Origin of the sequence: Pseudomonas sp. PDM15 (assembly GCF_014851565.1) — a bacterium.
Taxonomy (GTDB): Bacteria; Pseudomonadota; Gammaproteobacteria; order Pseudomonadales; family Pseudomonadaceae; genus Aquipseudomonas.
On the sequence record NZ_JACVAA010000007.1, the window covers coordinates 190815 to 216416 of the forward strand.

General features: G+C 66.9%; 25 protein-coding genes. 11 read left to right on the top strand and 14 right to left on the bottom strand.

Annotation, left to right across the window (positions count from 1 at the left end):
- Nucleotides 1–2 precede the first annotated feature (2 nt).
- Nucleotides 3–1652, top strand: a complete 1650-nt coding sequence (locus IB232_RS19465; RefSeq protein ID WP_192400232.1) for a DUF2300 domain-containing protein — start codon at nucleotides 3–5, stop codon at nucleotides 1650–1652.
- Nucleotides 1649–2437, top strand: coding sequence for a YfaP family protein (locus IB232_RS19470; protein ID WP_192400233.1), 789 nt, complete (start codon nucleotides 1649–1651; stop codon nucleotides 2435–2437). The genes IB232_RS19465 and IB232_RS19470 overlap by 4 nt, the downstream gene beginning before the upstream one ends.
- 177 nt (nucleotides 2438–2614) lie before the next feature.
- On the opposite strand, the gene IB232_RS19475 is transcribed toward IB232_RS19470, so the two are convergent.
- Genes IB232_RS19475 through gatC form a run of 5 tightly spaced genes read right to left on the bottom strand, consistent with a single transcriptional unit; the run spans nucleotide 2615 to nucleotide 6760 of the window.
- On the bottom strand, nucleotides 2615–2998 hold the full coding sequence (locus IB232_RS19475) for a carboxymuconolactone decarboxylase family protein (RefSeq protein WP_192400234.1): 384 nt from the start codon (nucleotides 2996–2998) through the stop codon (nucleotides 2615–2617).
- Nucleotides 2999–3041: 43 nt separating this feature from the next.
- Nucleotides 3042–3494: a septal ring lytic transglycosylase RlpA family protein gene (locus tag IB232_RS19480; protein ID WP_192400235.1), complete on the bottom strand. Its 453-nt coding sequence runs from the start codon at nucleotides 3492–3494 to the stop codon at nucleotides 3042–3044.
- 50 nt (nucleotides 3495–3544) lie between these two features.
- Nucleotides 3545–4990: an Asp-tRNA(Asn)/Glu-tRNA(Gln) amidotransferase subunit GatB gene (gene gatB / locus IB232_RS19485; RefSeq protein WP_192400236.1), complete on the bottom strand. Its 1446-nt coding sequence runs from the start codon at nucleotides 4988–4990 to the stop codon at nucleotides 3545–3547.
- Nucleotides 4991–5004: 14 nt separating this feature from the next.
- Complete coding sequence (gene gatA, locus IB232_RS19490) at nucleotides 5005–6456, bottom strand: Asp-tRNA(Asn)/Glu-tRNA(Gln) amidotransferase subunit GatA (protein ID WP_192400237.1); 1452 nt, start codon at nucleotides 6454–6456, stop codon at nucleotides 5005–5007.
- A 16-nt stretch (nucleotides 6457–6472) separates the two neighbouring features.
- Nucleotides 6473–6760: an Asp-tRNA(Asn)/Glu-tRNA(Gln) amidotransferase subunit GatC gene (gatC, locus tag IB232_RS19495; protein WP_192400238.1), complete on the bottom strand. Its 288-nt coding sequence runs from the start codon at nucleotides 6758–6760 to the stop codon at nucleotides 6473–6475.
- A gap of 218 nt (nucleotides 6761–6978) precedes the next feature.
- On the opposite strand from gatC, the gene mreB reads away from it, so the two are divergent.
- The 8 genes from mreB to tldD all read left to right on the top strand — a co-directional run bounded on the left by mreB (nucleotide 6979) and on the right by tldD (nucleotide 17956).
- Nucleotides 6979–8016, top strand: a complete 1038-nt coding sequence (gene mreB, locus IB232_RS19500; protein ID WP_021701292.1) for a rod shape-determining protein MreB — start codon at nucleotides 6979–6981, stop codon at nucleotides 8014–8016.
- A gap of 128 nt (nucleotides 8017–8144) precedes the next feature.
- Nucleotides 8145–9128, top strand: coding sequence for a rod shape-determining protein MreC (mreC, locus tag IB232_RS19505; RefSeq protein ID WP_412547750.1), 984 nt, complete (start codon nucleotides 8145–8147; stop codon nucleotides 9126–9128).
- On the top strand, nucleotides 9128–9616 hold the full coding sequence (gene mreD / locus IB232_RS19510) for a rod shape-determining protein MreD (RefSeq protein WP_192400239.1): 489 nt from the start codon (nucleotides 9128–9130) through the stop codon (nucleotides 9614–9616). Before mreC ends, mreD begins: the two co-directional genes overlap by 1 nt.
- Nucleotides 9617–9649: 33 nt before the next feature.
- Nucleotides 9650–10234, top strand: coding sequence for a Maf family protein (locus IB232_RS19515; RefSeq protein WP_192400240.1), 585 nt, complete (start codon nucleotides 9650–9652; stop codon nucleotides 10232–10234).
- A 69-nt stretch (nucleotides 10235–10303) separates the two neighbouring features.
- Complete coding sequence (rng, locus tag IB232_RS19520) at nucleotides 10304–11761, top strand: ribonuclease G (protein ID WP_192400241.1); 1458 nt, start codon at nucleotides 10304–10306, stop codon at nucleotides 11759–11761.
- Nucleotides 11762–15601 carry a YhdP family protein gene (locus IB232_RS19525; protein WP_192400242.1) on the top strand — a complete coding sequence of 1280 codons (3840 nt, stop codon included), beginning with the start codon at nucleotides 11762–11764 and terminating at the stop codon, nucleotides 15599–15601.
- A gap of 46 nt (nucleotides 15602–15647) precedes the next feature.
- Nucleotides 15648–16502, top strand: coding sequence for a carbon-nitrogen hydrolase family protein (locus IB232_RS19530; protein ID WP_192400243.1), 855 nt, complete (start codon nucleotides 15648–15650; stop codon nucleotides 16500–16502).
- Nucleotides 16499–17956 carry a metalloprotease TldD gene (tldD, locus tag IB232_RS19535; RefSeq protein ID WP_192400244.1) on the top strand — a complete coding sequence of 486 codons (1458 nt, stop codon included), beginning with the start codon at nucleotides 16499–16501 and terminating at the stop codon, nucleotides 17954–17956. The genes IB232_RS19530 and tldD overlap by 4 nt, the downstream gene beginning before the upstream one ends.
- Before the next feature lie 60 nt (nucleotides 17957–18016).
- Here the strand turns inward: tldD and yjgA are convergent, their stop codons facing one another.
- A complete protein-coding gene (yjgA, locus tag IB232_RS19540) occupies nucleotides 18017–18538 on the bottom strand; it encodes a ribosome biogenesis factor YjgA (RefSeq protein WP_192400245.1) in 522 nt (173 codons plus the stop codon).
- A gap of 89 nt (nucleotides 18539–18627) precedes the next feature.
- Here yjgA and pmbA point away from each other — a divergent pair, with 89 nt between their 5' ends.
- Nucleotides 18628–19974 (top strand): metalloprotease PmbA, encoded by a 1347-nt coding sequence (pmbA, locus tag IB232_RS19545; protein WP_192400246.1) that lies wholly within the window; start codon nucleotides 18628–18630, stop codon nucleotides 19972–19974.
- A 54-nt stretch (nucleotides 19975–20028) separates the two neighbouring features.
- On the opposite strand, the gene IB232_RS19550 is transcribed toward pmbA, so the two are convergent.
- From IB232_RS19550 to lptC, 8 genes are all read right to left on the bottom strand, one after another.
- A complete protein-coding gene (locus tag IB232_RS19550) occupies nucleotides 20029–20301 on the bottom strand; it encodes an HPr family phosphocarrier protein (RefSeq protein WP_192400247.1) in 273 nt (90 codons plus the stop codon).
- An 8-nt stretch (nucleotides 20302–20309) separates the two neighbouring features.
- The gene (gene rapZ / locus IB232_RS19555) at nucleotides 20310–21167 is read right to left on the bottom strand and encodes an RNase adapter RapZ (protein ID WP_192400248.1); all 858 of its coding nucleotides are present in this window, start codon (nucleotides 21165–21167) and stop codon (nucleotides 20310–20312) included.
- A 14-nt stretch (nucleotides 21168–21181) separates the two neighbouring features.
- The gene (gene ptsN / locus IB232_RS19560; protein WP_192400249.1) at nucleotides 21182–21646 is read right to left on the bottom strand and encodes a PTS IIA-like nitrogen regulatory protein PtsN; all 465 of its coding nucleotides are present in this window, start codon (nucleotides 21644–21646) and stop codon (nucleotides 21182–21184) included.
- A 13-nt stretch (nucleotides 21647–21659) separates the two neighbouring features.
- A complete protein-coding gene (gene hpf, locus IB232_RS19565; protein WP_021701305.1) occupies nucleotides 21660–21968 on the bottom strand; it encodes a ribosome hibernation-promoting factor, HPF/YfiA family in 309 nt (102 codons plus the stop codon).
- Nucleotides 21969–22125: 157 nt separating this feature from the next.
- Nucleotides 22126–23628 (bottom strand): RNA polymerase factor sigma-54, encoded by a 1503-nt coding sequence (locus tag IB232_RS19570; protein ID WP_192400250.1) that lies wholly within the window; start codon nucleotides 23626–23628, stop codon nucleotides 22126–22128.
- Nucleotides 23629–23769: 141 nt separating this feature from the next.
- Complete coding sequence (gene lptB / locus IB232_RS19575) at nucleotides 23770–24495, bottom strand: LPS export ABC transporter ATP-binding protein (protein WP_137974946.1); 726 nt, start codon at nucleotides 24493–24495, stop codon at nucleotides 23770–23772.
- Nucleotides 24495–25040, bottom strand: coding sequence for a lipopolysaccharide transport periplasmic protein LptA (gene lptA / locus IB232_RS19580; RefSeq protein WP_137974945.1), 546 nt, complete (start codon nucleotides 25038–25040; stop codon nucleotides 24495–24497). Before lptA ends, lptB begins: the two co-directional genes overlap by 1 nt.
- Nucleotides 25027–25596 carry an LPS export ABC transporter periplasmic protein LptC gene (gene lptC / locus IB232_RS19585; protein ID WP_192400251.1) on the bottom strand — a complete coding sequence of 190 codons (570 nt, stop codon included), beginning with the start codon at nucleotides 25594–25596 and terminating at the stop codon, nucleotides 25027–25029. The genes lptA and lptC overlap by 14 nt, the downstream gene beginning before the upstream one ends.
- Between the last annotated feature and the right edge of the window lie 6 nt (nucleotides 25597–25602).

Below are 25602 nucleotides of genomic sequence, written 5' to 3' on the forward strand. Positions count from 1 at the left end.
GGATGCGCGCATTCGCCTGGCTGGCGCTGCTGTCGCCGCTGCTGGCGTCGGCCGGGCCGGCGCCGCTGCAGCTGGCCTGGCACACGCCGCAGGGCGCCGAACTGCTGCGCCTGGACGAGCGGCAGCTGCTCTCTCGCGAGCCGCTGCCGGCGAATCTGGAGGCGCCGCTGGGCAGCCTGTGGAAGCTGTTCGTCTACGCCTATCAGGTCGACCTCGGCCTGCCCGACCCGGGCTACGCCTGCACCGGCCAGGATCGCGAGGAGCTGTACTGCTGCAAGGCCGGCGAGCGCATCGACCGTGACCAGGCGCTGGTGCGTTCCTGCGGCCTGTACTTCGCGCCGCAGCGCCTCGGCCTGCAGGACGGCGAGTGGCACGACTACTGGCAGGCGCGTCGCGCACCGGACTGGCTGCTCGACCTCGACGGCCTGCAGCCGCAGCGGCGGGTGGCGGTAGGCCAACTGCTCGACAGCCTGGCCGCGTTGCCGGCCCAGGCCGAGGCGCGTCGTGTGCTGCTCGACGTGCCGGTCAGTGCCGCCGACGGCGCGCTGCTCGGCCCGCTCGGCGGGCGCCTGCGGGTGAAGACCTGGAGCTGGCTGGCCGATGGCGACGCCCAGGCGCGCCAGGGTGGCTTCGCCGGCTGGCTGGCCGACGGCACGCCCGTCTGGGCAGGCGGCTCCGGCACCAGTCAGGGCGTGCTCAAGCGCCATGCCGAAGCACTTGGCAAGATGCTGCCGGCGCCCTGGCCGGCGGACCCGGGCGGCTGTGTCGAAGTGGCGCTGTTCGACCGTTATCCACTGCGCGGCCTCAGTCGCGCGAATGGCGACATGGTGAGCCAGCCCGGCGCGTTGCGCGGGCACTACCGGGTGGCGTTCGCCAACGGCAATGAACTGGAGATCGAGAGCCTTGGTGAGCTGTTCCTGCTCGCTGGCGAGCAGCCGCGCCTGGTGGCGCGCCTGAGCCGCGAGGAATATGTGGCGCGGGTGCTGGACCGCGAGGCGACGGCGCAGCCGGCCGAGGCGGCCAAGGCCCTGGCGGTGAGCATCCGCAGTTACCTCCTGCAGAACGGCGAGCGCCGCGGCGAATGCCTGGCGATCCGCGACAGCAGCGCCCAGCAGCGTGTGGCGCCGCGCCCGGCGAGCGCCGCCGCGCGCGCGGTCGCCGCCTGGACCGCCGACCTGGTGCTGGCCGGCAGTCCCGTCACCTATCACGCGGATGAGCCCGGCGCGGATCGCCTGGCCTGGAGCCAGGCCGTCGAGCAGGCCCAGGCCGGCCTGCGCTACGACGCCATCCTCGCCCGTGCCTTCCCTCGAGCCAGCCTGGGTCGCTGGGACCGGCCGGTGGCCGCCTGCCAGCCGCTGCCGGCCGCCGAGGACTGGCTGCACAAGCAGCGCCGGAGCTGGCGCGAGCTGCTGGACAGCGAGCCGGGCTACGCCGAGACCGCCCAGTTCGCCGTGTGCCGCCTGTACAGCGGCAACCCGCATGTCGACCGCGAGCGCCGACGCATCTACGTGCGTGGCCTGCAGTCGCTGCAGGATCGCCTCGACCTGACCCACGAATACCTGCACCTGGCCTTCGATGCCCATCCGAACGGCCAGGATGAAACCTATATCGAGGGCCTCGCCCGCCATCTGCTGCTGGAAGCTCAGCCATGAATCATCGTTTCTACTCGGTCGCCTTCCTGGCTTGCGCCATGCCACTTGGCGCGTTCGCCGGCATCACCCTGGATACTCCGCGCGCCGGCTGGCGCACCGGTTCCGACGAGGGCGCGCACTTCATGCAGGAGGTCAACTATCCGGCCTCGGCGGTGAACAGCGCGCCCGACCAGGGCGACAGCGCCCGCATCCGCGGGCAGATCAGCGCCACCGACAAGGCGCCCAGCGGCGCGCCGGCGCGCCTGGTGGTCAACGGCCTGAGCATGCCGCTCAAGGTGCAGGAGGGTGGCGGTTTCGATCGTCCCTTCGTGTTCCCGGCCGGCAGCAACAATGTCGAGGTGCGCAGTCCGGACGGCCAGCAGGTGCGCCGCGTGCAGTTCTACAACAACGGCAGTGGCGAGACGCCGGCCAAGCTGCGCGTGGTGCTGTCCTGGGACAGCGACAACACCGACCTCGACCTGCACCTGGTCACGCCTGACGGCGGCCATGTCTGGTATGGCGAGCGCGCCCTGGCCAACGGCGCGGCGCTGGACGTGGACGTGACCGGCGGCTTCGGCCCGGAGATGATCGCCTCGCCGACCCCGCTCAAGGGTGAGTACCTGGTCTACGTCAATTACTACGGCGGTGGGCAGGGCTCCGAGGGCGACCCGGCGCAGGTGCTGACCACCGCCCAGGTGACTCTGCTCAGCGGGGAGGGCACGGCCAACGAGAAGCAGGAGTCTTTCCTTATTCCGATGCGTGCGCCGGGCGAGCTGACGCTGGTAAAGCGCTTCAGCTATCCCTGAACGATCGAGCCGTTCGTGTAGGGCGGCTGAAACCCGTGTCGTGTATGGAGATCATTGAGATGTAGGGTGGATGGCGCTCTATCCATCCACCATGAACCCGGTGGGTCGGTAAGGCGTGACCCCACCCCACGATACCCCCAGGCTGCGTCGGGGGCTGCCCTCGTCAGGCTCGCACGACTAGGCCTTGGGCGCCTGCCAGGCGTCGATCACTTCCTGGGCCGCGCGGAAGGCGTCGATGGCCGCCGGCACGCCGGCGTAGATGGCGCAGTGCAGCAGCGCCTCGCGGATTTCCTCCACGCTGCAGCCGTTGTTCAGGGCGCCGCGCACGTGACCCTTCAGCTCCTGCGGGCACTTGAGTGCGGTCAGCGCGGCTAGGGTGATCAGGCTGCGGGTCTTGCGCTCCAGCACGCCGCGGGTCCAGACCCCGCCCCAGGCGTGTTCGTTGACGAAGTCCTGCAGCGGCTGGCTGAAGTCGGTGGCGTTGTTCAGGGCGCGGTCGACGAAGGCGTCGCCCATCACTTCACGGCGCACCTGCTCGCCGGCTTTGGCGTTGTCGTTCATGGCTGCTCCTGGGCGGCCCCGGCGCTGCGGGGCCGGATGAGTATCAGTTGTCCACGCTCTCGACCCGCACTTGGGCCACGCCGGCGCGCAGCATGCCCAGTTCCCGGGCGGCGGCCTGCGACAGGTCGATCAGGCGGCCGCGGGTGTGCGGGCCGCGGTCGGTGATGCGTACCACCACCGAACGGTCGTTGCTCAGGTTGGTGACCTTGACCCGTGTGCCGAACGGCAGCTCGCGATGGGCCGCGGTGAAGGCGTTGTTGTTCAGGCGCTCGCCGCTGGCGGTGCGCCGGCCGTGGTGGCGCGAGGCGTAGTAGGACGCCTTGCCCTTGGCCTGGTAGCTCGGCTCCGATGCAGGCTTGGCCACCGGTTTGGCCGGTGCGCTGACGCTTGGTGCCGGTTTCGGCGGCGTGGCCGGTGCCTCGGGGCGTTGTGCGCTGGGCTGGCTGGCGCAGCCGGCCAGTAGCAACAGCAGGAGGATGGTCGCGATCTTGTGCATGGCGGCTCCCGGAGAGAACAACGCCGGGTTGCCCCGGCGTCGCTGCGCTCTTAGTTTTCGAGCTTCTTCTTGAGAAGTTCGTTCACCTGGCCGGGGTTGGCCTTGCCCTTGGCGGCCTTCATCGCCTGGCCGACGAAGAAGCCGAACATCTTGCCGCGCTTGGCCTCGTCGCTGGCGCGGTACTGCTCGACCTGCTCGGCATTGGCAGCCAGTACTTCGTCGAGCAGCTTCTCGACGGCACCGCTGTCGGTGTTCTGTACCAGGTCCTTCGCCTTGATGATCTCGTCCGGCGAGCCTTCACCTTCGGCCATGGCGGCGAACACGGTCTTCGCGGCCTTGCCGTTGATCGTGCCGTCCTTCAGGCGCAGGATCATCTCCCCCAGGTGCTGGGCGGAGACTGGCGACTGTTCGATCTCCAGGTTGTCCTTGTTGAGCAGGCTGGACAGCTCGCCCATCACCCAGTTGGCGGCCAGCTTGGCGTCGCCGCAGACCTTGCCCACCTGCTCGAAGTAGTCGGCCATCTCGCGGCTGGCGGAGAGCACGCTGGCATCGTAGGCGGACAGGGCGTACTGGCTTTCGAAGCGCTCGCGCTTCTGCGTCGGCAGCTCGGGCAGCTGGGCGCGCACCTCGTCGAGGAAGCTCTGCTCGATCACCACCGGCAGCAGGTCGGGGCAGGGGAAGTAGCGGTAGTCGTTGGCTTCTTCCTTGCTGCGCATGGAGCGCGTCTCGTTGGCCGCCACGTCGTACAGCACGGTTTCCTGGACGATCTTGCGGCCGGATTCCAGCTCGTCGATCTGCCAGGCGATCTCGGTGTTGATGGCGCGCTCGATGAACTTGAACGAGTTGACGTTCTTGATCTCGCGGCGGGTGCCGAACTCGGCCTGGCCCTTGGGCCGTACCGAGACGTTGCAGTCGCAGCGCAGCGAGCCTTCGGCCATGTTGCCGTCACAGATGCCCAGGTAGCGCACCAGGGCGTGGATGGCCTTGGCGTAGGCCACCGCTTCCTTGGCGCTGCGCATTTCCGGCTCGGAGACGATCTCCAGTAGCGGCGTGCCGGCGCGGTTCAGATCGATGCCGCTCATGCCGTGGAAGTCTTCGTGCAGGCTCTTGCCGGCGTCCTCTTCCAGGTGCGCGCGGGTAATGCCGATACGCTTGGTGCTGCCGTCTTCCAGGGTTATGTCGAGGAAGCCCTTGCCGACGATGGGGTGGTCCATCTGGCTGGTCTGGTAGCCCTTGGGCAGGTCCGGGTAGAAGTAGTTCTTGCGCGCGAAGACGTTCTTCGGCGCGATCTCGGCGTCGATGGCCAGGCCGAACTTGCAGGCCATGCGCACCGCCTCGGCGTTCAGCACCGGCAGGGTGCCGGGCATGCCCAGGTCGACCAGGCTGGCCTGGGTGTTGGGCTCGGCGCCGAAGGTGGTGGCGCTGCCGGAGAAAATCTTCGATTGGGTGCTGAGCTGAGCGTGGATCTCAAGCCCGATCACGGTTTCCCATTGCATATCTTGATCCTTCCTCAGAAGCCGCTCGGTGCTTGTTTGTGCCAGTCGCTGACCTGCTGGTACTGGTGCGCGACATTCAGCAGGCGACCTTCCTGGAAGTAGTTGCCGAGCAACTGCACGCCGACCGGCAGACCATCGACGAAGCCGGCAGGCATCGACAGGCCGGGGATGCCGGCCAGGTTGGCGGTGATGGTGTAGATGTCTTCCAGGTATTCGGCGACCGGGTCGTTGTTCTTCGCACCGATCTTCCAGGCCAGGTTCGGCGTGGTCGGGCCAAGGATCACGTCGACCTCGTTGAAGGCGGCGACGAAGTCGTTCTTGATCAGGCGGCGAATCTGCTGGGCCTTGATGTAGTAGGCGTCGTAGTAGCCGGCGGACAGGGCGTAGGTGCCGACCATGATGCGGCGTTTAACCTCGGCGCCGAAGCCTTCGCCGCGCGAGCGCTTGTACAGGTCCTGCAGATCCTTGGGGTTCTCGCAGCGGTAGCCGAAGCGCACGCCGTCGAAGCGCGACAGGTTGGAGCTGGCTTCCGCCGGGGCGATCACGTAGTAGGCGGGGATGGCGTGCTGCATGTTCGGCAGGCTGATGTCCTTGACCGTGGCGCCGAGCTTCTTCAGCTCCTCGACCACCGCCATCACCTTGTCGCCGATGCGCGCGTCGAGGCCGGCGCCGAAGTATTCCTTGGGCAGGCCGATGCGCAGGCCGGCCAACGGCTGGGTCAGGGCGGCCAGGTAGTCATCCACCGGCTGGTCGACGCTGGTCGAGTCCTTGGGATCGAAGCCGGCCATGGCGCCCAGCAGCAGGGCGCAGTCCTCGGCGGTGCGAGCCAGCGGGCCGCCCTGATCGAGGCTGGAGGCGTAGGCGATCATGCCCCAGCGCGAGACCCGGCCGTAGGTGGGCTTGATCCCGGTGAGGTTGGTCAGCGCGGCCGGCTGGCGGATCGAGCCGCCGGTGTCGGTGCCGGTGGCGGCCGGCAGCAGGCGCGCGGCCACGGCAGCAGCGGAGCCGCCGGAGGAGCCGCCCGGTACGCGGGAGGTGTCCCAGGGGTTCTTCACTGGGCCGTAGTGGCTGGATTCGTTGGCCGAGCCCATGGCGAACTCGTCCATGTTCAGCTTGCCCAGGGTCACGGTGCCGGCGCTGGCCAGCTTCTCCACCACGGTGGCGTCGTAGGGTGCCTTGAAGCCGGTGAGGATCTTCGAGCCGCAACTGGTCAGCACGCCCTTGGTGCAGAACAGGTCCTTGTGGCCGATCGGCGCGCCGAGCAGGGCGCCGTCTTCACCGCTGGCGCGGCGGGCATCTGCGGCCTTGGCCTGCTCCAGCGCCTGATCGGCGGTCACGGTGATAAAGCTGTTCAGTTGCGGGTCGAGCTGCTGGATACGGGCCAGCAGGGCGCCGGTCAGCTCGGCGGAGGAGAAGGTCTTGTCCTTCAGGCCGCGGGCGATCTCGGCCAGGGTCAGTTGATGCATGGGAAACCCTTTCCTTTTATTCGATGACTTTCGGCACGAGGAACAGGCCGCTTTCCACGGCCGGGGCGACCGCCTGATAGGCGTCGCGCTGGTTCTGTTCGGTCACTACGTCGGCGCGCAGGCGCTGGGTGGCTTCCAGCGGGTGGGCCAGGGGCTCGATGCCGCTGGTGTCGACTGCCTGCATGGCGTCGATCAGGCCGAGGATGTTGTTGAGGGTCGCGGTGGTTTGTGGAATCTCGCCTTCGTTCAGGCCGAGACGGGCCAGATGGGCGATTTTTTCCACGTCGGAGCGTTCGAGCGCCATCGTGATTCTCCAAGAAGCAGGCGGGTTACCGGGCGGAAGCAGGCGGGGAACGGATGCCGCATGGGGCGGTCAGATGCCGCGATTTGGGGCCCTAAAGGCCCGGAAAAGCAGGCAATTTAGCACAGACGCCGCCTTGCCCAAAAGGTCGCTCATTGATAGAGTTTGCCGCACTTTTTTACCCAGCGTTTTCATCGCGCTCTGTCTAGGGCTTCTTTCTCATGTTCAAGAAACTGCGTGGCATGTTTTCCAGCGATCTGTCGATCGACCTGGGCACCGCCAATACCCTGATCTATGTCCGCGAGCGTGGCATCGTCCTCAACGAGCCGTCCGTGGTCGCCATTCGTAGCAGTGGCAACCAGAAATCCGTGGTTGCCGTCGGCACCGAGGCCAAGCGCATGCTGGGCCGTACCCCGGGCAACATCTCCGCGATCCGCCCGATGAAGGACGGCGTGATCGCCGACTTCAGCGTCTGCGAGAAGATGCTGCAGTACTTCATCAACAAGGTTCACGAGAACAGCTTCCTGCAGCCGTCGCCGCGCGTGCTGATCTGCGTGCCTTGCAAATCCACCCAGGTCGAGCGCCGCGCCATTCGCGAATCCGCCCTCGGCGCCGGTGCCCGTGAAGTATTCCTGATCGAAGAGCCGATGGCCGCCGCCATCGGTGCCGGCCTGCCGGTCGAAGAGGCCCGCGGCTCGATGGTCGTCGATATCGGCGGTGGTACCACCGAAATCGCCCTGATCTCGCTCAACGGCGTGGTCTACGCCGAATCCGTTCGCGTCGGCGGCGACCGTTTCGACGAAGCCATCATCACCTACGTGCGCCGCAACTACGGCTCGCTGATCGGCGAATCCACCGCCGAGCGCATCAAGCAGGAAATCGGTACCGCCTACGCCGGTGGCGACGTGCGCGAAGTCGACGTCCGTGGCCGCAACCTGGCCGAAGGCGTACCGCGCAGCTTCACGCTGAACTCCAACGAAGTGCTGGAGGCCCTGCAGGAGTCCCTGGCTACCATCGTCCAGGCCGTCAAGAGCGCCCTGGAGCAATCCCCGCCGGAACTGGCCTCGGACATCGCCGAGCGTGGTCTGGTGCTGACCGGTGGTGGTGCTCTGCTGCGCGATCTGGACAAGCTGCTGGCCCAGGAAACCGGTCTGCCGGTGATCGTCGCCGAAGACCCGCTGACCTGCGTGGCGCGCGGCGGTGGCCGTGCCCTGGAGATGATGGATCGTCACTCCATGGACCTGCTGTCCACCGAGTGATAGTTCTAGAGGTAAGCCAAAGCCGGAAGCTGGTCCTTCCGGCTTTGTGTTTTCTAGCCGTCAGCTGAAGGGGATTCGCCATCAAACCGCTTTTCGCCAAGGGACCGTCGCTGGGTGTACGACTGTTGGTGCTGGTCGTGCTGTCGGCCGTGCTGATGGTGGTGGATGCGCGTTTCGAGGTGCTGCAGCCGCTGCGCACCCAGGTCGGCCTGATCACCGAGCCCGCCTATCGCATCGCCCGCCTGCCGGTCACCCTCTGGGAGGATGCGACCCAGCAGCTCACCAGCCGCAGCGAGCTGATGGCCGAGAACGAGAAGCTCAAGGCTGAGTCGCTGCTGATGCAGGGGCGCCTGCAGAAGCTGGCCACCCTCACCGAGCAGAACGTGCGCCTGCGCGAGTTACTCAATTCCGCCGCCCTGGTGGACGAGCGCGTGCTGGTCACCGAGCTGATCGGCGTTGACCCCAACCCCTTCACCCACCGCATCCTGATCGACAAGGGCGAGAAGGACGGCGTGTTTCTCGGCCAGCCGGTGCTCGATGCCCGTGGCCTGATGGGCCAGGTGGTCGAGGTGATGCCCTATACCGCCCGCGTGCTGCTGCTCACCGACACCAACCACAGCATTCCGGTGCAGGTGAACCGCAACGGCCTGCGTGCCATCGCCGCCGGCACCGGCAACCCGGAGCGTCTGGAGCTGCGCCACGTAGCCGACACCGCGGATATTAAGGAAGGCGATCTGCTGGTCAGCTCCGGCATGGGCCAGCGCTTCCCGGCCGGTTACCCGGTGGCCACGGTCAACGAAGTGGTGCACGACTCCGGTCAGCCCTTCGCCATCGTCCGCGCCGTGCCTACCGCCGCCCTCAATCGCAGCCGCTACATGCTGCTGGTATTCACCGACGGCCGCACCGCCGAGCAGCGCGCCACCGAGGCCGCCGAGGCCCAGGAAGCCGCCGACCGCGAGGCCGCCGACAGCCAGGCCAAGCCCGAGACGCAAGCGGCCCCGGCCACCGCGCAGCCGCAGGGCGCGCCGAGCAGCGCGGCGCCAGCGCAACCCGCGGCCGCCCCGGCGTCTGCCGCACCCGCCGCTCCGGCAGTCGAACGGGAGAGTGAGTGATGGTCCAGGTCAAGGCACGCAACAGCTGGGTGATCTGGGCCACCCTGATCCTCGCCCTGCTGCTCAGCGTGGCGCCCATGCCGCAGTTCATGGAGATCGGTCGCCCGCTGTGGCTGGCACTGTTGCTGTCCTACTGGGTGCTGGCGGTGCCGCATCGCATCGGCATGGTTAGCGCCTGGTGCCTGGGTCTGGTGCAGGATGTGCTGTTCGGCTCGCTGCTCGGGCAGAACGCGCTGATCCTGACCCTGATCATCTTCCTGGTGCTGTCCCTGCAGCGCCGTCTGCAGATGTTCCCCATGTGGCAGCAGAGCCTGGTGCTGCTGGTGGTGTTCGGCATCGCCCAGCTGGTGCAGCTGTGGCTCAACGCACTGACCGGCAATCGCCCGCCGACCCTGGCCTTCGTCCTGCCGGCGCTGATCAGCGCCTTGCTCTGGCCCTGGGTGTTCGCCATCCTGCGTGGGCTGCAGCAGCGTTTCGCCATTCGCTGATCTGCCATCCCCACCTGACCCGGAGACCTCTGCATGGCCACGCTTCATCTGGCTTCGGGTTCCCCCCGCCGGCGCGAGCTGCTGGTGCAGATCGGTGTGCCCTTCGTCACGCTAATCGCTTCCATCGATGAAACGGCATTGCCCAGTGAGCCCGCCGAGCGCTATGTAGAGCGCCTGGCGCGGGAGAAGGCGCTGGCCGGCCTGGCTGCACTAGAACAATCGCAGACGGCCGTGGTGCTGGGCGCCGACACCAGCGTGGTGCTCGAGGGGCGTATTCTCGGCAAGCCGGAGAACCGCGCCGAGGCGCTGGCCACCCTGGCAGCGTTGTCCGGGCGCGAGCACCAGGTGCTGACCGCCGTGGCCCTGGCCAGCGTCGAGCGCATCGAATCGCGAGTGGTGACCAGCCGGGTGCGTTTCCGCCCACTGCGCCCGGGCGAGGCCGAGGCCTATTGGGACACCGGCGAGCCGTGCGACAAGGCGGGCAGCTATGGTATTCAGGGACTGGCGGCGGTGTTCGTCAGTCAGATCGAGGGTAGCTATTCGGCCGTGGTCGGCCTGCCGCTGTGCGAAACCGCGCAGCTGCTCGAGGAATTCGGGATTCCGTGCTGGCAGGCCTGACCTGCCGGCCCAAACAGTTGGAGTGGCAGCGGCCCCTGGCCAGCAGTCGCGACGCGCAGAGTAGGACGCATGAGCGAAGAGATCCTGATCAACATCACGCCGATGGAGTCGCGCGTGGCGGTGGTGGAAAACGGCGTGCTGCAGGAAGTGCATGTCGAGCGCACGCAGAAGCGTGGCATCGTCGGCAATATCTATAAGGGCAAGGTGGTGCGGGTGCTGCCGGGGATGCAGGCGGCCTTCGTCGACATCGGCCTGGAGCGCGCCGCCTTCATCCATGCGGCGGAGATTTCCACCCGCGAAGGCAGCGCGGTGGAATCCATCGGCGCGCTGGTCCACGAGGGCCAGAGCCTGGTGGTGCAGGTGACCAAGGACCCGATCGGTACCAAGGGCGCGCGCCTGACCACCCACCTGTCCATTCCCTCGCGCTACCTGGTCTATATGCCGCGTACCGCGCATGTCGGCATCTCGCTGAAGATCGAGGACGAGGCCGAGCGCGAGCGCCTCAAGCGGGTGGTGGCCGATTGCGTCGCCGCCGAAGGCATCGAGGAAGTGGGCGGCTTCATCCTGCGTACCGCCGCCGACGGCGCCGGTGCCGATGAGATTCTCGCCGACATCCGCTATCTGCGCCGCCTGTGGGAGCAGATCGCTGCGCAGATGAAGACCGCGCCGACCCCCTCGGTGATCTACGAGGACCTGTCCCTGGCCCTGCGCACCCTGCGCGACCTGGTCAATCCGAAGATCGAGAAGATCCGTGTCGACTCGCGGGAGACCTTCGGCAAGATCACCCAGTTCGTCGACGAGCTGATGCCGGAGATCGCCGATCGCCTGGAGCACTACCCCGGCGAGCGGCCGATCTTCGATCTGTACGGCGTCGAGGACGAGATCCAGCGTGCCCTGGAGCGCAAGGTGCCGCTCAAGTCCGGTGGCTACCTGATCGTCGACCCGGCCGAGGCGATGACCACCATCGACGTCAATACCGGCGCCTTCGTCGGTCACCGCACTCTCGAAGAGACCATCTTCAAGACCAACCTCGAAGCCGCCACCGCCATCGCCCGCCAATTGCGCCTGCGCAACCTGGGCGGGATCATCATCATCGACTTCATCGACATGGAAGATGAAGAGCACCAGCGCCAGGTGCTGCGCACCCTGGAGAAGCAGCTGGAGCGCGACCACGCCAAGACCAACATCATCGGCATCACCGAGTTGGGCCTGGTGCAGATGACCCGCAAGCGCACCCGCGAGAGCCTCGAACAGGTACTGTGCGAGCCGTGCAGCTGCTGTCAGGGTCGCGGCAAGCTGAAGACCCCGGAAACCATCTGCTACGAGATTTTCCGCGAGATCCTGCGCGAGGCTCGCGCCTATCAGGCCGAGGGTTACCTGGTGCTGGCCGAGCAGAAGGTGGTCGACCGCCTGCTGGACGAGGAATCGGGCAACGTCGCCGATCTGGAGGCCTTCATCGGCCGGCCCATCAAGTTCCAGGTGGAGAGCATGTATTCCCAGGAGCAGTACGACGTGGTGCTGCTCTGAATGAACTTGCTCGCTAGCCTGCTGAACAGGCTGCTGCGCTGGGGCCTGGGCCTGTGCGCGCTGGTGCTGGTGCTGGCCGCGCTGTACGTCAGCCTGGGCCGCGAGCTGGTGCCGCTGGTGGCCGAGTACCGCGATGAAGTCGAGGCCAAGGCCGCCACGGCGTTGAACATGCCGCTTGCCATCGGCAGCCTGGAGGGCAGCTGGAGTGGCCTGGCGCCGGTGCTCACGGCCCATGACGTGCTGGTCGGCGAAGGCGCCAGCGCCGTGCGCCTGGACCAGGTGCGGCTGGTGCCAGACGTACTGGCCAGCCTGCTGGCGCGTGCGCCGCGCATCGCCAACCTGCAGGTCGAAGGCCTGCAGCTGAGCCTGCGCCAGGATGCCGAAGGGCGCTGGGCGGTGGAGGGCCTGCCGCAGCGCCAGCCAGCCACATCGCTGGACCCGCAGAAGCTGATCGATGGCCTGGGCATGCTCAGCAAGGTTTCCCTGCTTGGTAGCCAGCTGACCTTCGAGCCCTTCGAGCAGCCGCCGCAGAGCCTCACCTATATCGACCTGACCCTGCGCAGCGGCAGCGTGCGCCAGCGCCTCGACGGTCGCCTGCGCCTGCCCGATGGCCAGCCGCTGGCGCTCAACCTGCGCGTACGCCTGGACCCTCAGGACTGGCGCGCCAGCAGCGCCGACGTCTACCTCAGCCTGCCGCAGAGCGACTGGGCGGCCTGGCTGCCCAAGGGCCTGACCCGTGACTGGCAGCTGAGCAAGGCCCAGGCCGGCGGCGAGTTCTGGCTGGAGTGGGCGCAGGGGCGGGTACAGCGTGGCGCCGCCCGCCTGCATGCGCCGGAGATTCTTGGCGCCTACGCCAAGCGCGAGCCGGTGCAGATCAGCGACCTGGGCCTGAGCGCCTATTTCGAGCGTCGCGCCGATGGCTTCGACCTGCTGGTGGATGCCCTAGCCCTGAGCCTGGGCGAGACCCGTTGGGGCGAGGCGCAGCTGGCGCTGAAGCAGACCTTGGACGCCAATGGCCAGGTCGAGCGTTGGAGCCTGAGCGCCGACCATCTCGACCTGACCCCGCTGACGCCGGTGGTACTGGCCCTGGCGCCGCTGCCGGACAAGGCCGAGGAAGTCGTCGGCGCCCTGCGTCCGCGTGGTGCGCTGCGCAACCTGCAGCTGGATTACCTGCCGCAGCTGAGCGACGCCAAGCGCGTGCAGTTCTCGAGCAATCTGGAGCGCGTCGGCATCGGCGCCTGGCAGGGCGTGCCGGCGGTGGACAACGCCAGCGGCAGCGTGCGCGGTGATCTGGGCGGCGGCGAGGGGCTGGCCGCCAGCGAGAACTTCGGCCTGCACTTCCCCAACCTGTTCCCCGAGATGTGGCGCTACCGCCAGGCTGGCGCCCGCCTGCTGTGGGAGCTCAACGACGAGGGGCTGACCCTGCAGAGCCCCTATCTGCAGGTGGTCGGTGACGAGGGCAGGGTGGCCGGCGACTTCCTGGTGCGCCTGAAGAAGGACCCGGCCCTGGAAGACTACATGGACCTGCGGGTCGGCCTGCAGGACGGCGACGCGCTGCAGGCCAAGAAGTACCTGCCGACCCTCTCTCCCGGCCTCAGCCCGGCCCTGGCCCAGTGGTTGAACGAGTCGATCCGCAAGGGCCATATCGACGACGGCTGGTTCCAGTACCAGGGCTCCCTGGCCAAGGGCGCCGAGGATGCCTCGCGCAGCATCAGCCTGTATTTCCTCGTCGACGGCGCCGAACTGGCTTTCCAGCCCGGCTGGCCGGTGCTGCGCGAGGCGCGCGGCGAGGTGCTGATCGAGGACGACGGCGTCGATGTGCGGGTGCCCGAGGCACGCATCCTCGACAGCCGCGTGCGCGACGTGACGGTCAACGTACCCAAGGCACCCGCAGGGCAGTCGCCGCGCCTGGCGCTGAATGGCGCGCTGGACAGCAGCCTGCCCGATGCCCTGAAGATTCTGCAGGAGGCGCCGATCGGCACCGCCGACATCTTCGCTGGCTGGCAGGGCCAGGGCCCGCTGAGTGGCAAGCTGAAACTGGACATCCCCCTGGCCAAGGGGCAGAAGCCCCAGGTGCAGGTGGACTTCGCCACAGAGGGCGCACAGCTGCAGATCAGCACGCCCAAACTGGCGCTGAGCCAGATCAAGGGTGCGTTCCGCTTCAACACCGCTACCGGCCTCAGCGCTCCGGACATCCGAGCCCACGCCCTGGGCCATGCCGTGCGCGGCCGGGCCCTGGCCGAAGGGGCGCGCGGCAATGCGCGCACGCGCATCGAGGCCAGCGGCAAGATAGCCCTGGCCCAGCTCACCGGCTGGCTGGGGGTGACCCAGCCGCTGCCGCTGAAGGGCGAGATTCCCTACAAGCTCAACCTGGCGCTGGATGGCGGTGACAGCCAGCTGCGTATCGAGTCCGACCTCAAGGGCCTGGCCGTGGAGCTGCCGGCTCCCTTCGCCAAGGTCGCCGCCGATGCGCGCCCCACTACCTGGCGCATGACCCTGCAGGGCAACGAGCGGCGCTACTGGCTGGACCATGGCAGCGTGGCCAGCCTGGCATTCGCCGCGCCACCGGGGGCGGCGCTGCAGGGGCGTGGCGAGCTGCGTCTGGGTGGCGAGCCGGCGCGCCTGCCATCGGACCAGGGCCTGCGCGTCAGCGGGCGCATCGCCGAGCTGGACTGGAGCGCCTGGCAGGCCGTGGCCAAGCCGCATGCCGGTCTGGCCGGGGATGGCCAGACCCTGCGCTTCTTCCGTGGCGCCGATCTCAACATTGATCGCTTCAGCGGTTTCGGTACCCAGGTCGACAATCTCGCGGTCAAGCTGGCGCGGGGCGAGGCCGGCTGGCAGCTGGGGCTGAGCAGTGCACTGCTGGAAGGCCAGGTCGGCCTGCCGGATGCCAAGGGCGCGCCGATCAGCATCGACCTGGCGCGCCTGAGTTTCCCGCCGGCCAAGCCGCGCAAGGCCGACGAGCCTGACGAGCCGGATGGCCCCGATCTGCTGGCCGCCGTCGATCCACGACAGATTCCCGCTCTGGACGTGCGCATCGCCAAGGTCATGCAGGGCGATGCGCTGATCGGCGCCTGGTCGCTCAAGGCACGGCCAACGGCCCAGGGTGTGGACTTCAGCGATATATCGCTTGACCTCAAAGGCCTCAAGCTCGGTGGCAGCGCCGGCTGGCAAGGCGCGCCGGGGGCCAGTTCCAGCTGGTACAAGGGGCGTATCGAGGGCAAGAACCTGGCCGATGTACTGAGCGCCTGGGGCTACGCGCCAAGCGCGACCAGCGAGCGTTTCCGCCTGGATGTGAATGCCAACTGGCCCGGCTCGCCGGCCTGGTTCGGCCTCAAGCGCCTGTCCGGCCGTCTCGACGCCAGCCTGCGCAAGGGCCAGTTCGTCGAGGTGCAGGGCTCGGCCTCGGCCCTGCGCGTGTTCGGCCTGCTCAACTTCAACTCGATCAGCCGCCGCCTGCGCCTGGACTTCTCCGACCTGCTCGGCAAGGGCTTCAGCTACGACACCACCAAGACCCTGCTGGTGGGTGAGAACGGCGTGTTCCAGACCCGCGAGCCGCTGCGCGTGGTCGGCCCGTCCAGCACCCTGGAGCTGGACGGCACCCTGGACATGGCCCGCGATCAGATCGACGCCAAGCTGCTGGTGACCCTGCCGGTGACCAACAACCTGCCGCTGGCCGCGCTGATCGTCGGCGCGCCGGCCGTCGGCGGTGCGCTATTCGTGGTCGACAAGCTGCTCGGCGACCGCGTGGCGCGCTTCGCCAGCGTCCAGTACAAGGTTAAGGGCCCCTGGCAGAACCCCGAGATCAGCTTCGAAAAGCCGTTCGAGAAGCCACGTTGAAGCCAGTTCGGGCGACTTGCGGTAGCATGCGGGCAAGGAGGCGTTCATGTCCCTCGCCGTAATCCAGATGGTCAGCCAGGATGATGTCCTGGCCAATCTTGCAGCCGCCCGTCGCCTGCTCGAACAGGCGGCCGAGCGCGGTGCGCGTCTCGCCGTGCTGCCGGAAAACTTCGCCGCCATGGGCCGCCGCGACCAGGCCGACCTCGGCCGCGCCGAGGCTGCTGGCACCGGCCCCATCCTGCCCTGGCTGCGCCAGGCCGCCCGTGATCTAGGGTTATGGGTAGTGGCCGGAACCATTCCGCTGCCGCCGGACGCCCGCCTCGAGGCCAAGGCCCATGCCTGCTCGCTGCTGGTCGACGAGCACGGCGAGCGGGTGGCGCGCTACGACAAGCTGCACCTGTTCGACGTTGATGTGGCTGACAGCCGTGGCCGCTACCGCGAGTCGGACGACTACGCCTTCGGCGAGCAGGTGGTGGTAGCCGAGACGCCCGTGGGGCGTCTGGGCCTGAGCGTGTGCTATGACCTGCGCTTCCCCGAGCTGTACAGCCGGCTGCGCGAGGCGGGCGCCGAACTGATCAGTGCGCCGGCGGCCTTCACCGCCGTCACCGGTGCCGCCCACTGGCAGGTGCTGACCCGTGCCCGCGCCATCGAGACCCAGTGCTACGTACTGGCGGCGGGGCAGGGCGGTACACACCCGGGCGGCCGCGAGACCTTCGGCCATTCGGCGATCATCGATCCCTGGGGCCGGGTACTGGCCGAACAGACGCAAGGCGAAGCGGTACTGCTCGCCGAGCGCGATGCCGCCGAGCAGGCGGCCGTGCGCCAGCGCATGCCGGTGGCGCGACACAGACGATTCATTGCGCCGGCCGAGCCCGGTCCGGCGCCCACGGAGCAGTTATGAGCGACATCCTCGGCCGCGTCAGCGGCCACCTGCTGGCCCCCGGCAACCTGACCATCGAGCAGTTGCCGGCAATCCTCGGCGAACTGGCCGGCCCCGGCATCGACGCCGCCGACCTGTACTTCCAGAGCCAGGTCTCCGAGTCCTGGGTGCTGGAGGACGGCATCGTCAAGGAAGGCAGCTTCAACCTCGACCAGGGCGTGGGCGTGCGCGCCCAGTCCGGCGAGAAGACCGGCTTCGCCTATAGCAACGCCATTCATGCCGAGGCCCTGAGCCAGGCGGCCCGTGCCGCCCGCTCGATCGCCCGCGCCGGCCAGCAGGGCCGCGTGCAGGCCTTCGCCAGCCCGGCGGTGGTCGCCCTGTATGGCCAGGACAACCCGCTGGAAGTGCTGGAGCGCGCCGAGAAGGTCGAGCTGCTCAAGCGCATCGACGTATGCACCCGCACCCTCGACCCGCGCATCAAGCAGGTCACCGTCAGCCTGGCCGGGGTCTGGGACCACGTGCTGGTGGCCGCCAGCGATGGCAGCCTGGGCGCCGACATCCGCCCGCTGGTGCGCTTCAACGTCAGTGTGATCGTCGAGCAGAACGGTCGCCGCGAGCGCGGCGGCCACGGCGGCGGCGGGCGTAGCGACTACCGCTACTTCCTCGAGCGAGACGGCAACGGAGAAGAACGCGCCATGGGCTACGCCCGTGAGGCGCTGCGCCAGGCCCTGGTCAACCTAGAGGCGGTCCCCGCGCCGGCCGGCACCTTGCCGGTGGTGATGGGCGCCGGCTGGTCCGGCGTGCTGCTGCACGAGGCGGTCGGCCATGGCCTGGAAGGCGACTTCAACCGCAAGGGCAGCTCGGCCTACAGCGGCCGGGTCGGCCAGCCGGTGGCATCCAAGCTGTGCACCATCGTCGACGACGGAACCCTGGCCGGTCGCCGCGGCTCGCTGAGCCTGGATGACGAAGGCACCCGCACCCAGTGCACCACGCTGATCGAGAACGGCGTGCTCAAGGGCTACATGCAGGACAAGCTGAACGCCCGCCTGATGGGCGTGGCGCCCACCGGCAACGGCCGTCGCGAGTCCTACGCGCACCTGCCGATGCCGCGCATGACCAACACCTACATGCTGGCCGGCGAGAGCGACCCGGAAGAGATCATTCGTTCGGTGAAGCGCGGTATCTATTGCGCCAACCTCGGCGGCGGCCAGGTGGACATCACCAGCGGCAAGTTCGTGTTCTCCACCAGCGAGGCCTACCTGATCGAGGACGGCAAGATCACCGCGCCGGTGAAGGGCGCGACCCTGATCGGCAATGGTCCGGAGGCGATGAGCAAGGTGTCCATGGTCGGTAACGATCTGGCTTTGGACAGCGGCGTGGGCACCTGTGGCAAGGACGGTCAGTCGGTGCCGGTGGGTGTCGGCCAGCCGACCCTGAAGATCGATGCGATCACCGTGGGCGGTACCGGCGCCTGAGGCGTCGACGGGAGAGTCTGAAAGCGGGGCGCGGCCTAAACCGCGCCCGCCGAGGCAGGGTTAACGCAGGCCGCGCTGGACCTCGTCCAGGTCGCGGATGTACTTGAAGATTTTGCGCGCGGCGGCTGGCGGTTTGTTTCGCGCCGCCTCGTGCTGGGCATGACGGATCAGGCTGCGCAGGTGCTGGCGGTCGGCCTCCGGGTAGTCGACGACGAAGCTCTCCAGGGTGGTGTCGTCACCTGCCACCAAGCGATCGCGCCAGCGCTCCAGGGCGTGGAAGCGTTCGTTGTACTCGCGGGTGGAGCTGTCGACCTGGTCGATCAGGGCGAGGATGCCCTCTATGTCCTGGTCGCGCATGAGCTTGCCGATGAACTGGACGTGACGCTTCTTGGCGGCATTGGCCGTGTGTTTCGGCGCTTCGGCCAAGGCCTTGCGCAGGCCATCGGTGATCGGCAGCTTGGCGATCAGATCGGGCTTGAGGGTGGTCAGGCGAGCGCCGAGATCCTGCAGGGCGTGCAGCTCGCGCTTGATCTGGGTCTTGCTCTTCTCGCCGGAGAAGTCTTCGTCGTATGAATCAGCCATGGGGGCGGTCCGGATGGAAACGCCGCCATGATAACCAGTCAGGGAGGGCCTGTCCGCAGCGGACCGGCCGCCCGTCGTTGGAGTGCAACATGAGTTCAGCACAAGCAGTGGGCCCGCAGGCCCTGCCGGATCTGCAGGCGCAGGTCGAGCAGATCATCGCCGAGGCGCGCCGCCAGGGCGCCAGCGCCTGTGAGGTGGCGGTGTCGATGGAGCAGGGCCTGTCGACCACGGTTCGTCAGGGCGAGGTGGAGACGGTCGAGTTCAACCGCGACCAGGGCTTTGGCATCACCCTGTATGTCGGTCAGCGCAAGGGCTCGGCCAGCACCTCGGCCAGCGGCGAGGCGGCGATTCGCGAGACGGTGGCCGCCGCTTTGGCCATCGCCAAGCATGCCTCGGAAGACGAGTGTGCCGGCCTCGCCGAGGCCGAGCTGATGGCCCGCGAGCTGCCCGAGCTGGACCTCTACCATCCCTGGGCGATCGCGCCGGAGCAGGCGGTGGAGCTGGCGCTGGCCTGCGAGGCGGCGGCTTTCGCCACCGACAAACGCATCAGCAACGCCGACGGCACCAGCCTCAGCACCCACCAGGGCTGCCGGGTCTATGGCAACAGCCATGGCTTTGTCGGCGGCTACGCCAGCACCCGCCACAGCCTGAGCTGCGTGATGATCGCCGAGGGCGACGGGCAGATGCAGCGCGACTACTGGTACGACGTCAATCGCCAGGGCGAGCTGCTGGCCGACCCGGCGAAGATCGGTCGCCTGGCTGCCGAGCGCAGCGTGGCGCGCCTCGGCGCGCGACCGGTACCGACCTGCGAGGTGCCGGTGCTGTTCGCGCCGGAGCTGGCCACTGGGTTGTTCGGCCACTTCCTCGCCGCCGTTTCCGGCGGCAACCTGTATCGCCACTCGTCGTTCCTCGAGGGCGCGCTGGGCCAGCGGCTGTTCCCCGAATGGTTGAGCCTCGACGAGCGCCCACACATTCCGCGAGCCATGGGCAGCGCCACCTTCGACGGCGACGGCCTGGCCACCTACGCCAAACCTTTCGTGGCCGGCGGCGAGCTGGTGTCCTACATCCTCGGCACTTACTCCGGGCGCAAGCTGGGCATGCCGAGCACGGCCAACTCCGGCGGTGTGCACAACCTGTTCGTCAGCCATAGTGACGAGGATCAGCAAGCGCTTCTCAAGCGCATGGGGCGTGGCCTGCTGGTTACCGAGCTGATGGGGCAGGGTCTCAACCTGGTCACCGGCGACTACTCGCGCGGCGCCGCCGGTTTCTGGGTGGAAAACGGCGAGATCCAGTTCCCGGTGCAGGAAGTGACCATCGCTGGCAACCTGCGCGACATGTTCAGCCAGATAGTCGCGGTGGGTAGCGATCTGGAGCTGCGTGGCAATATCCGCACCGGCTCGGTACTGATCGAGCGGATGACCGTCGCCGGCAGCTGAGCCCGCGCGGCTACAAAAAAGGGGCCAGAGGGCCCCTTTTTCATGCGTCGGCGTTCATTCGCCTTCGTCGAACCTGTTGTTGATCAGCTCGACCAGCGCGTCCAGTGCTTCGTCTTCGCGTTCGCCCTCGCTGAACAGGTGTAGGTTGGTGCCCTTGCCGGCGGCCAGCATCATCACTGCCATGATGCTCTTGCCGTCCACCTGACTCTCCGCCGAGCGGCCGACGCGGACCTGGCAGGGGAAACCACTGGCCACGCCGACGAACTTGGCGGCGGCGCGGGCATGCAGGCCGAGCTTGTTGATGATGGTGATCTCGCGGGTGGGCATTGCAATCCTTAGCCGAGGTCGCGGTGGCGGACCTGGACGTTCTTCAGTACGGGTTTCAGGGCTTCGCCCAGGCGATTAGCCAGATATACCGAGCGATGATGACCGCCGGTGCAGCCGATGGCGATGGTGACGTAGGAACGGTTGCTGGCGGCGAAGCGCGGCAGCCACTTGTGCAGGTAGGCCTGGATGTCCTGATACATCTCCTCCACGTCCGGCTGCGCCGCCAGGTACTCGGCGACTGGAGCCTCCAGGCCGGACATGTCGCGCAGGTCCGGCTTCCAGTAAGGATTGGGCAGGCAGCGCACGTCGAACACCAGGTCGGCATCCACCGGCATACCGCGCTTGAAGCCGAACGATTCGACCAGGAAGGCGGTGCCCGGCTCCGGCTTGTTCAGCAGGCGCAGCTTGAGGGTGTCGCGCAGCTGGTAGAGGTTCAGGTGAGTGGTGTCGATCTTCAGGTCGGCCAGGTCGATGATCGGCGCCAGCAGCTGCGCCTCGTCACGGATGGCCTCGGCCAGGGCGCGATCCTCGTTGGTCAGCGGGTGACGCCGACGGGTCTCGGAGAAGCGCTTGAGCAGGGTGTCCTCGTCGGCATCGAGATACAGCACATCGCACTGGATGTGACGGTTGCGGACTTCCTCGAGCAGTTCGGGGAAGCGCTTGAGCTGGCTGGGCAGGTTGCGTGCGTCCACCGACACGGCGACCTGCGGGTGCAGCAGCTCGGTCTGCAGCAGAGCGCGCTCGGCCAGGTCCGGCAGCAGGCCGGCGGGCAGGTTGTCGATGCAGTAGAAGCCATTGTCTTCCAGTACGTCGAGGGCGGTGCTCTTGCCCGAGCCGGAACGTCCGCTGACGATGATCAGACGCATGCCGCCTCCCGTGCTCAGTGGCCGCTCTGAACGTCGACCACGACCTGGTACAGGCTCTCGTTGCTCTGCGCATGGCGCAGGCGCTCACGCACCTCACTACGGTCGAGCATGCTGGCGATCTGGCGCAGCAGCTCCAGATGCTCGTCGGTGGCCGCTTCCGGCACCAGCAGAACGAACAGCAGATCTACCGGTGCGCCGTCGATGGCATCGAAGTCGACCGCCGAGTCCAGGTGCAGCACGGCGCTGATCGGTGCGCTGCAGCCGGGCAGGCGGCAGTGGGGAATGGCGATGCCATTGCCGAAGCCGGTGGAGCCAAGCTTTTCGCGGGCGATCAGGTTTTCGAAGATGTCCTGGGCGTCCAGATCGCTGAGATCGCGGGCAACCAGGTTGGCAATCTGTTCGAGTACACGTTTCTTGCTGCCTCCCGGCACGTTCACCAGGGAACGTGCGGGAGTCAGGATGGTTTCGAGTCGGATCATCTGGGAGGGTTTGTCAGCGAGCCGTGGCGCCTTGCAGGCGGCCTAGCTGCTTTTCCTTGTGCTTGATCAGTTGTCGGTCGAGTTTGTCGGTCAGCAGGTCGATGGCCGCATACATGTCTTCGTGTTCGGCGTTGGCGACGATTTCGCCGCCGGCAATGTGCAAGGTCGCTTCGATCTTCTGCTTCAGCTTCTCGACCTCCATGATGACCTGCACATTGGTGATCTTGTCGAAATGGCGTTCCAGCCGGCTCAACTTCTCGCCGACATAGTCACGCAGAGCGTCGGTCACATCCAGTTGATGTCCACTGATGTTGACTTGCATACCGCTTCTCCTTGTTGCCTGGTGTAAGAGACAGACTAGCTTGCCTGCCGCCGTAACACGTTGGCTGAAAGGGCTGGTGCACTGCGGGCCATGGTTCCCCCATGCAGGGTATCTGGCGCTCGGTACGGTGGTGCAGAAGCCTTCCGCTCAGGGCCGCTTACATCAGTCGCTTGCGTTCGCTGGACGGTGCTATGCCGAGCGATTCGCGGTACTTGGCGACAGTGCGGCGGGCTACCTGAATGCCCTGTGCTTCCAGTAAACCAGCGATCTTGCTGTCGCTCAACGGCTTTTTCGCGTTTTCCGCGGCCACCAGTTTCTTGATGATGGCGCGGATCGCGGTGGACGAGCATTCGCCGCCCTCGGAGGTACTGACGTGGCTGGAGAAGAAGTACTTCAGCTCGTAGATGCCACGCGGGGTGTGCATGAATTTCTGCGTGGTGACGCGTGAGATAGTCGACTCGTGCATGCCCACCGCCTCGGCGATGTCGTGCAGGACCAGGGGCTTCATGGCCTCGTCGCCGTATTCGAGGAAGCCGCGCTGGTGCTCGACGATCTGCGTGGCGACCTTCATCAGCGTCTCGTTGCGGCTCTGCAGGCTCTTGATGAACCAGCGCGCCTCCTGCAGCTGGTTACGCATGAAGGTGTTATCGGCGCTGGAGTCGGCGCGTTTGACGAAGCCGGCGTATTGCGGGTTGACCCGCAGGCGCGGTACCGCTTCCTGGTTCAACTCCACCAGCCAGCGTTCGTTGTGCTTGCGCACGATCACGTCGGGCACCACGTATTCCGGCTCGCTGGCCTCGATCTGCGAGCCCGGGCGCGGGTTGAGGCTCTGGATCAGCTCGATGACCTGGCGCAGCTCGTCCTCTTTCAGCTTCATGCGGCGCATCAGCTGGCTGTAGTCGCGGCTGCCGAGCACGTCGAGGTGGTCGCCGGCGAGACGCTGCGCCTCGGCCAGCCAGGGCGTATTACTCGGCAGCTGGCGCAGCTGCAGGAGCAGGCACTCACGCAAGTCGCGGGCGCCGATGCCGGCTGGCTCGAAGTGCTGGATACGGTGCAGCACGGCTTCGACCTCGTCGGCCTCGATCTCCAGTTCCGGATCGAAGGACTCGACGATCTCGTCGATGGACTCTTCCAAGTAGCCCTGGTTGTTGATGCAGTCGATGATGGTGACGCCGATCAGCTTGTCGGTATCGGACATCGGCACCAGGTTGAGTTGCCACAGCAGGTGGCTCTGCAGGCTCTCGCCGGCGGAGGTGCGGGTGGTGAAGTCCCACTCGTCGTCATCGTTGCTGGGCAGGCTGCTGGCGCTGGTCTGGTAGACGTCTTCCCAAGCGGTGTCGACCGGCAGCTCGCTGGGGATGCGGTCGTGCCATTCGCCATCTTCGGCGCTCTCGTTGTTGTTGACCGCGACGGTGCTGTCCTGGAAGTTCGAGCTGTCCTGCTGGGCAGAGTTGTTCTGCTCGGCGTTGTCGGCCATCGGGTCGGAGTTGTCGAAGTCTTCGCCTTCCTCCTGACGTTCCAACATGGGGTTGGATTCCAGGGCCTCCTGGATTTCCTGTTGCAGGTCCAGGGTGGAGAGCTGGAGGAGACGGATGGCCTGTTGCAGCTGCGGAGTCATCGTCAGCTGCTGGCCCATCTTGAGGACTAGCGACGGTTTCATGGTGTGGGGCTGGGTACCTTGTTCACTTGCCGGCGCGCGGCGCCATCCACTGCAGGGCGGCGAACCGCCCTAGGAAGCAAATTATATGCCTGACCTTGAATGATTCTAGCCCTTTGCGCAAGTCCCGCACGGGGCTCGGGCTCAGAGGCGGAATTCGTGGCCCAGGTAGACTTCCTTGACCAACTGGTTGGCCAGAATGGTCTCGGCATCGCCTTCGGCGATCAGCTGGCCGTCGTTGACGATATAGGCCGTCTCGCAGATATCCAGGGTCTCGCGCACGTTGTGGTCGGTGATCAGCACACCGATGCCCTTGGCCTTGAGGTGGTGGATGATCTGCTTGATGTCGCCGACCGAGATCGGGTCCACGCCGGCGAAGGGCTCGTCGAGCAGGATGAACTTCGGCTCGGTGGCCAGGGCGCGGGCGATCTCCACGCGACGACGCTCGCCGCCGGACAGGCTCATGCCGAGGCTGTCACGGATGTGGTTGATGTGGAATTCCTGCAGCAGGGCTTCCAGCGCCTCCTGGCGGCCGGCGCGGTCGAGGTCCTTGCGGGTCTCGAGGATCGCCATGATGTTGTCCGCCACCGACAGCTTGCGGAAGATCGAGGCTTCCTGCGGCAGGTAGCCGATGCCGGAGCGGGCGCGGCCGTGCATGGGCTGGTGGCTGATGTCCTGGCTGTCGATCAGCACGCGGCCCTGATCGGCCTGGACCAGGCCGACGATCATGTAGAAGCAGGTGGTCTTGCCTGCGCCGTTGGGCCCGAGCAGGCCGACGATCTGGCCGCTGTCGATGGACAGGCTGACGTCGCGGACCACCTGGCGGCCCTTGTAGCTCTTGGCCAGGTGCTGGGCTTTGAGAGTCGCCATTACTGCGCCTGCTCCGGCTGGCCGTTCTTCTTGCGAGGCTGCAGGATCATGTCGATGCGCGGACGCGGCGTCGAGACATCGCTGCCCGTGGCGCGGCCGGCGTTGACGATCTGGCGCTGGGTGTCGTAGACGATCTTCTCGCCTTCGAAGGTATTGCCCTGCTGGATCACCTTGGCCTGGTCGATCAGTACGATGCGCTCGTTGCTCGCGTAGTACTGGATGGTCAGGCCGTAGGCCTTGACGATGTCCTTGTCGACGGAGGGCTTCTGCTCGTAGTAGGCCGGTTTGCCTACCGAGGTGAAGACTTCGATCTCGCCGTTGGCATCCTGAGTGATGGTCACGGTGTCGCCGGTGATCTTCATGGTGCCCTGGGTGATCACCACGCCGCCGCGGTAAACGGCCACACCTTGCTTGTCATCCAGTTCTGCGCTGTCTGCCTGGACCCGGATCGGTTGCTCGCGGTCGCTGGGCAGGGCCCAGGCGCTGGCGCTTCCGAGCGCGGCGCTCAGGCTGAGCAGTAGGGGGAAGGTTTTAACGAACCTCATGCTGGCCTCTTACGTTGGACAGCAAGTTGATCTTGCCGTCGTTCATGTACGCTTTCATTCCCTGTGCCGTGGTCACCCCATTGGCGGCCTCGATTCTAACGGCTTGCTGGGTCTGCGCATATTCCTCGTCGGGGAATACGGTGACTCGGCTGCTGGTAATCACGGTCGGGCGGTTCTTGGCATCGGTGCGGGCGATGCGCACGTTGTCGATCAGCTCGACCTGCTTGCCTTCCGGCGCCACCTCGCCCTTGTCGCTGCGCACGTGCCAGGGGAACTGAGTGCCGCGGTACAGCTGCAGGTCCGGTTTTTCCAGAAGGGTGACGTCGGTTGCCTTGATGTGTTCCAGCTTGGCGGCAGTCATCTCGTACTGCAGCTTGCCGTCTTCCTGGAATTGCTGGGTGCTGGCGCCGACCACGTAGAAGTCGATGGCATTGTCGGCCTCGGCGGCCGCCCGGCGATCCATGAAGGTCTCGGGGCGGACGTTCCAGTAGCCGAGCGCGCCAATCAGGGCGACTGCCAACAGGCCGATCACGTAATTGCGCAGTTTGCCGTTCATGGGGAG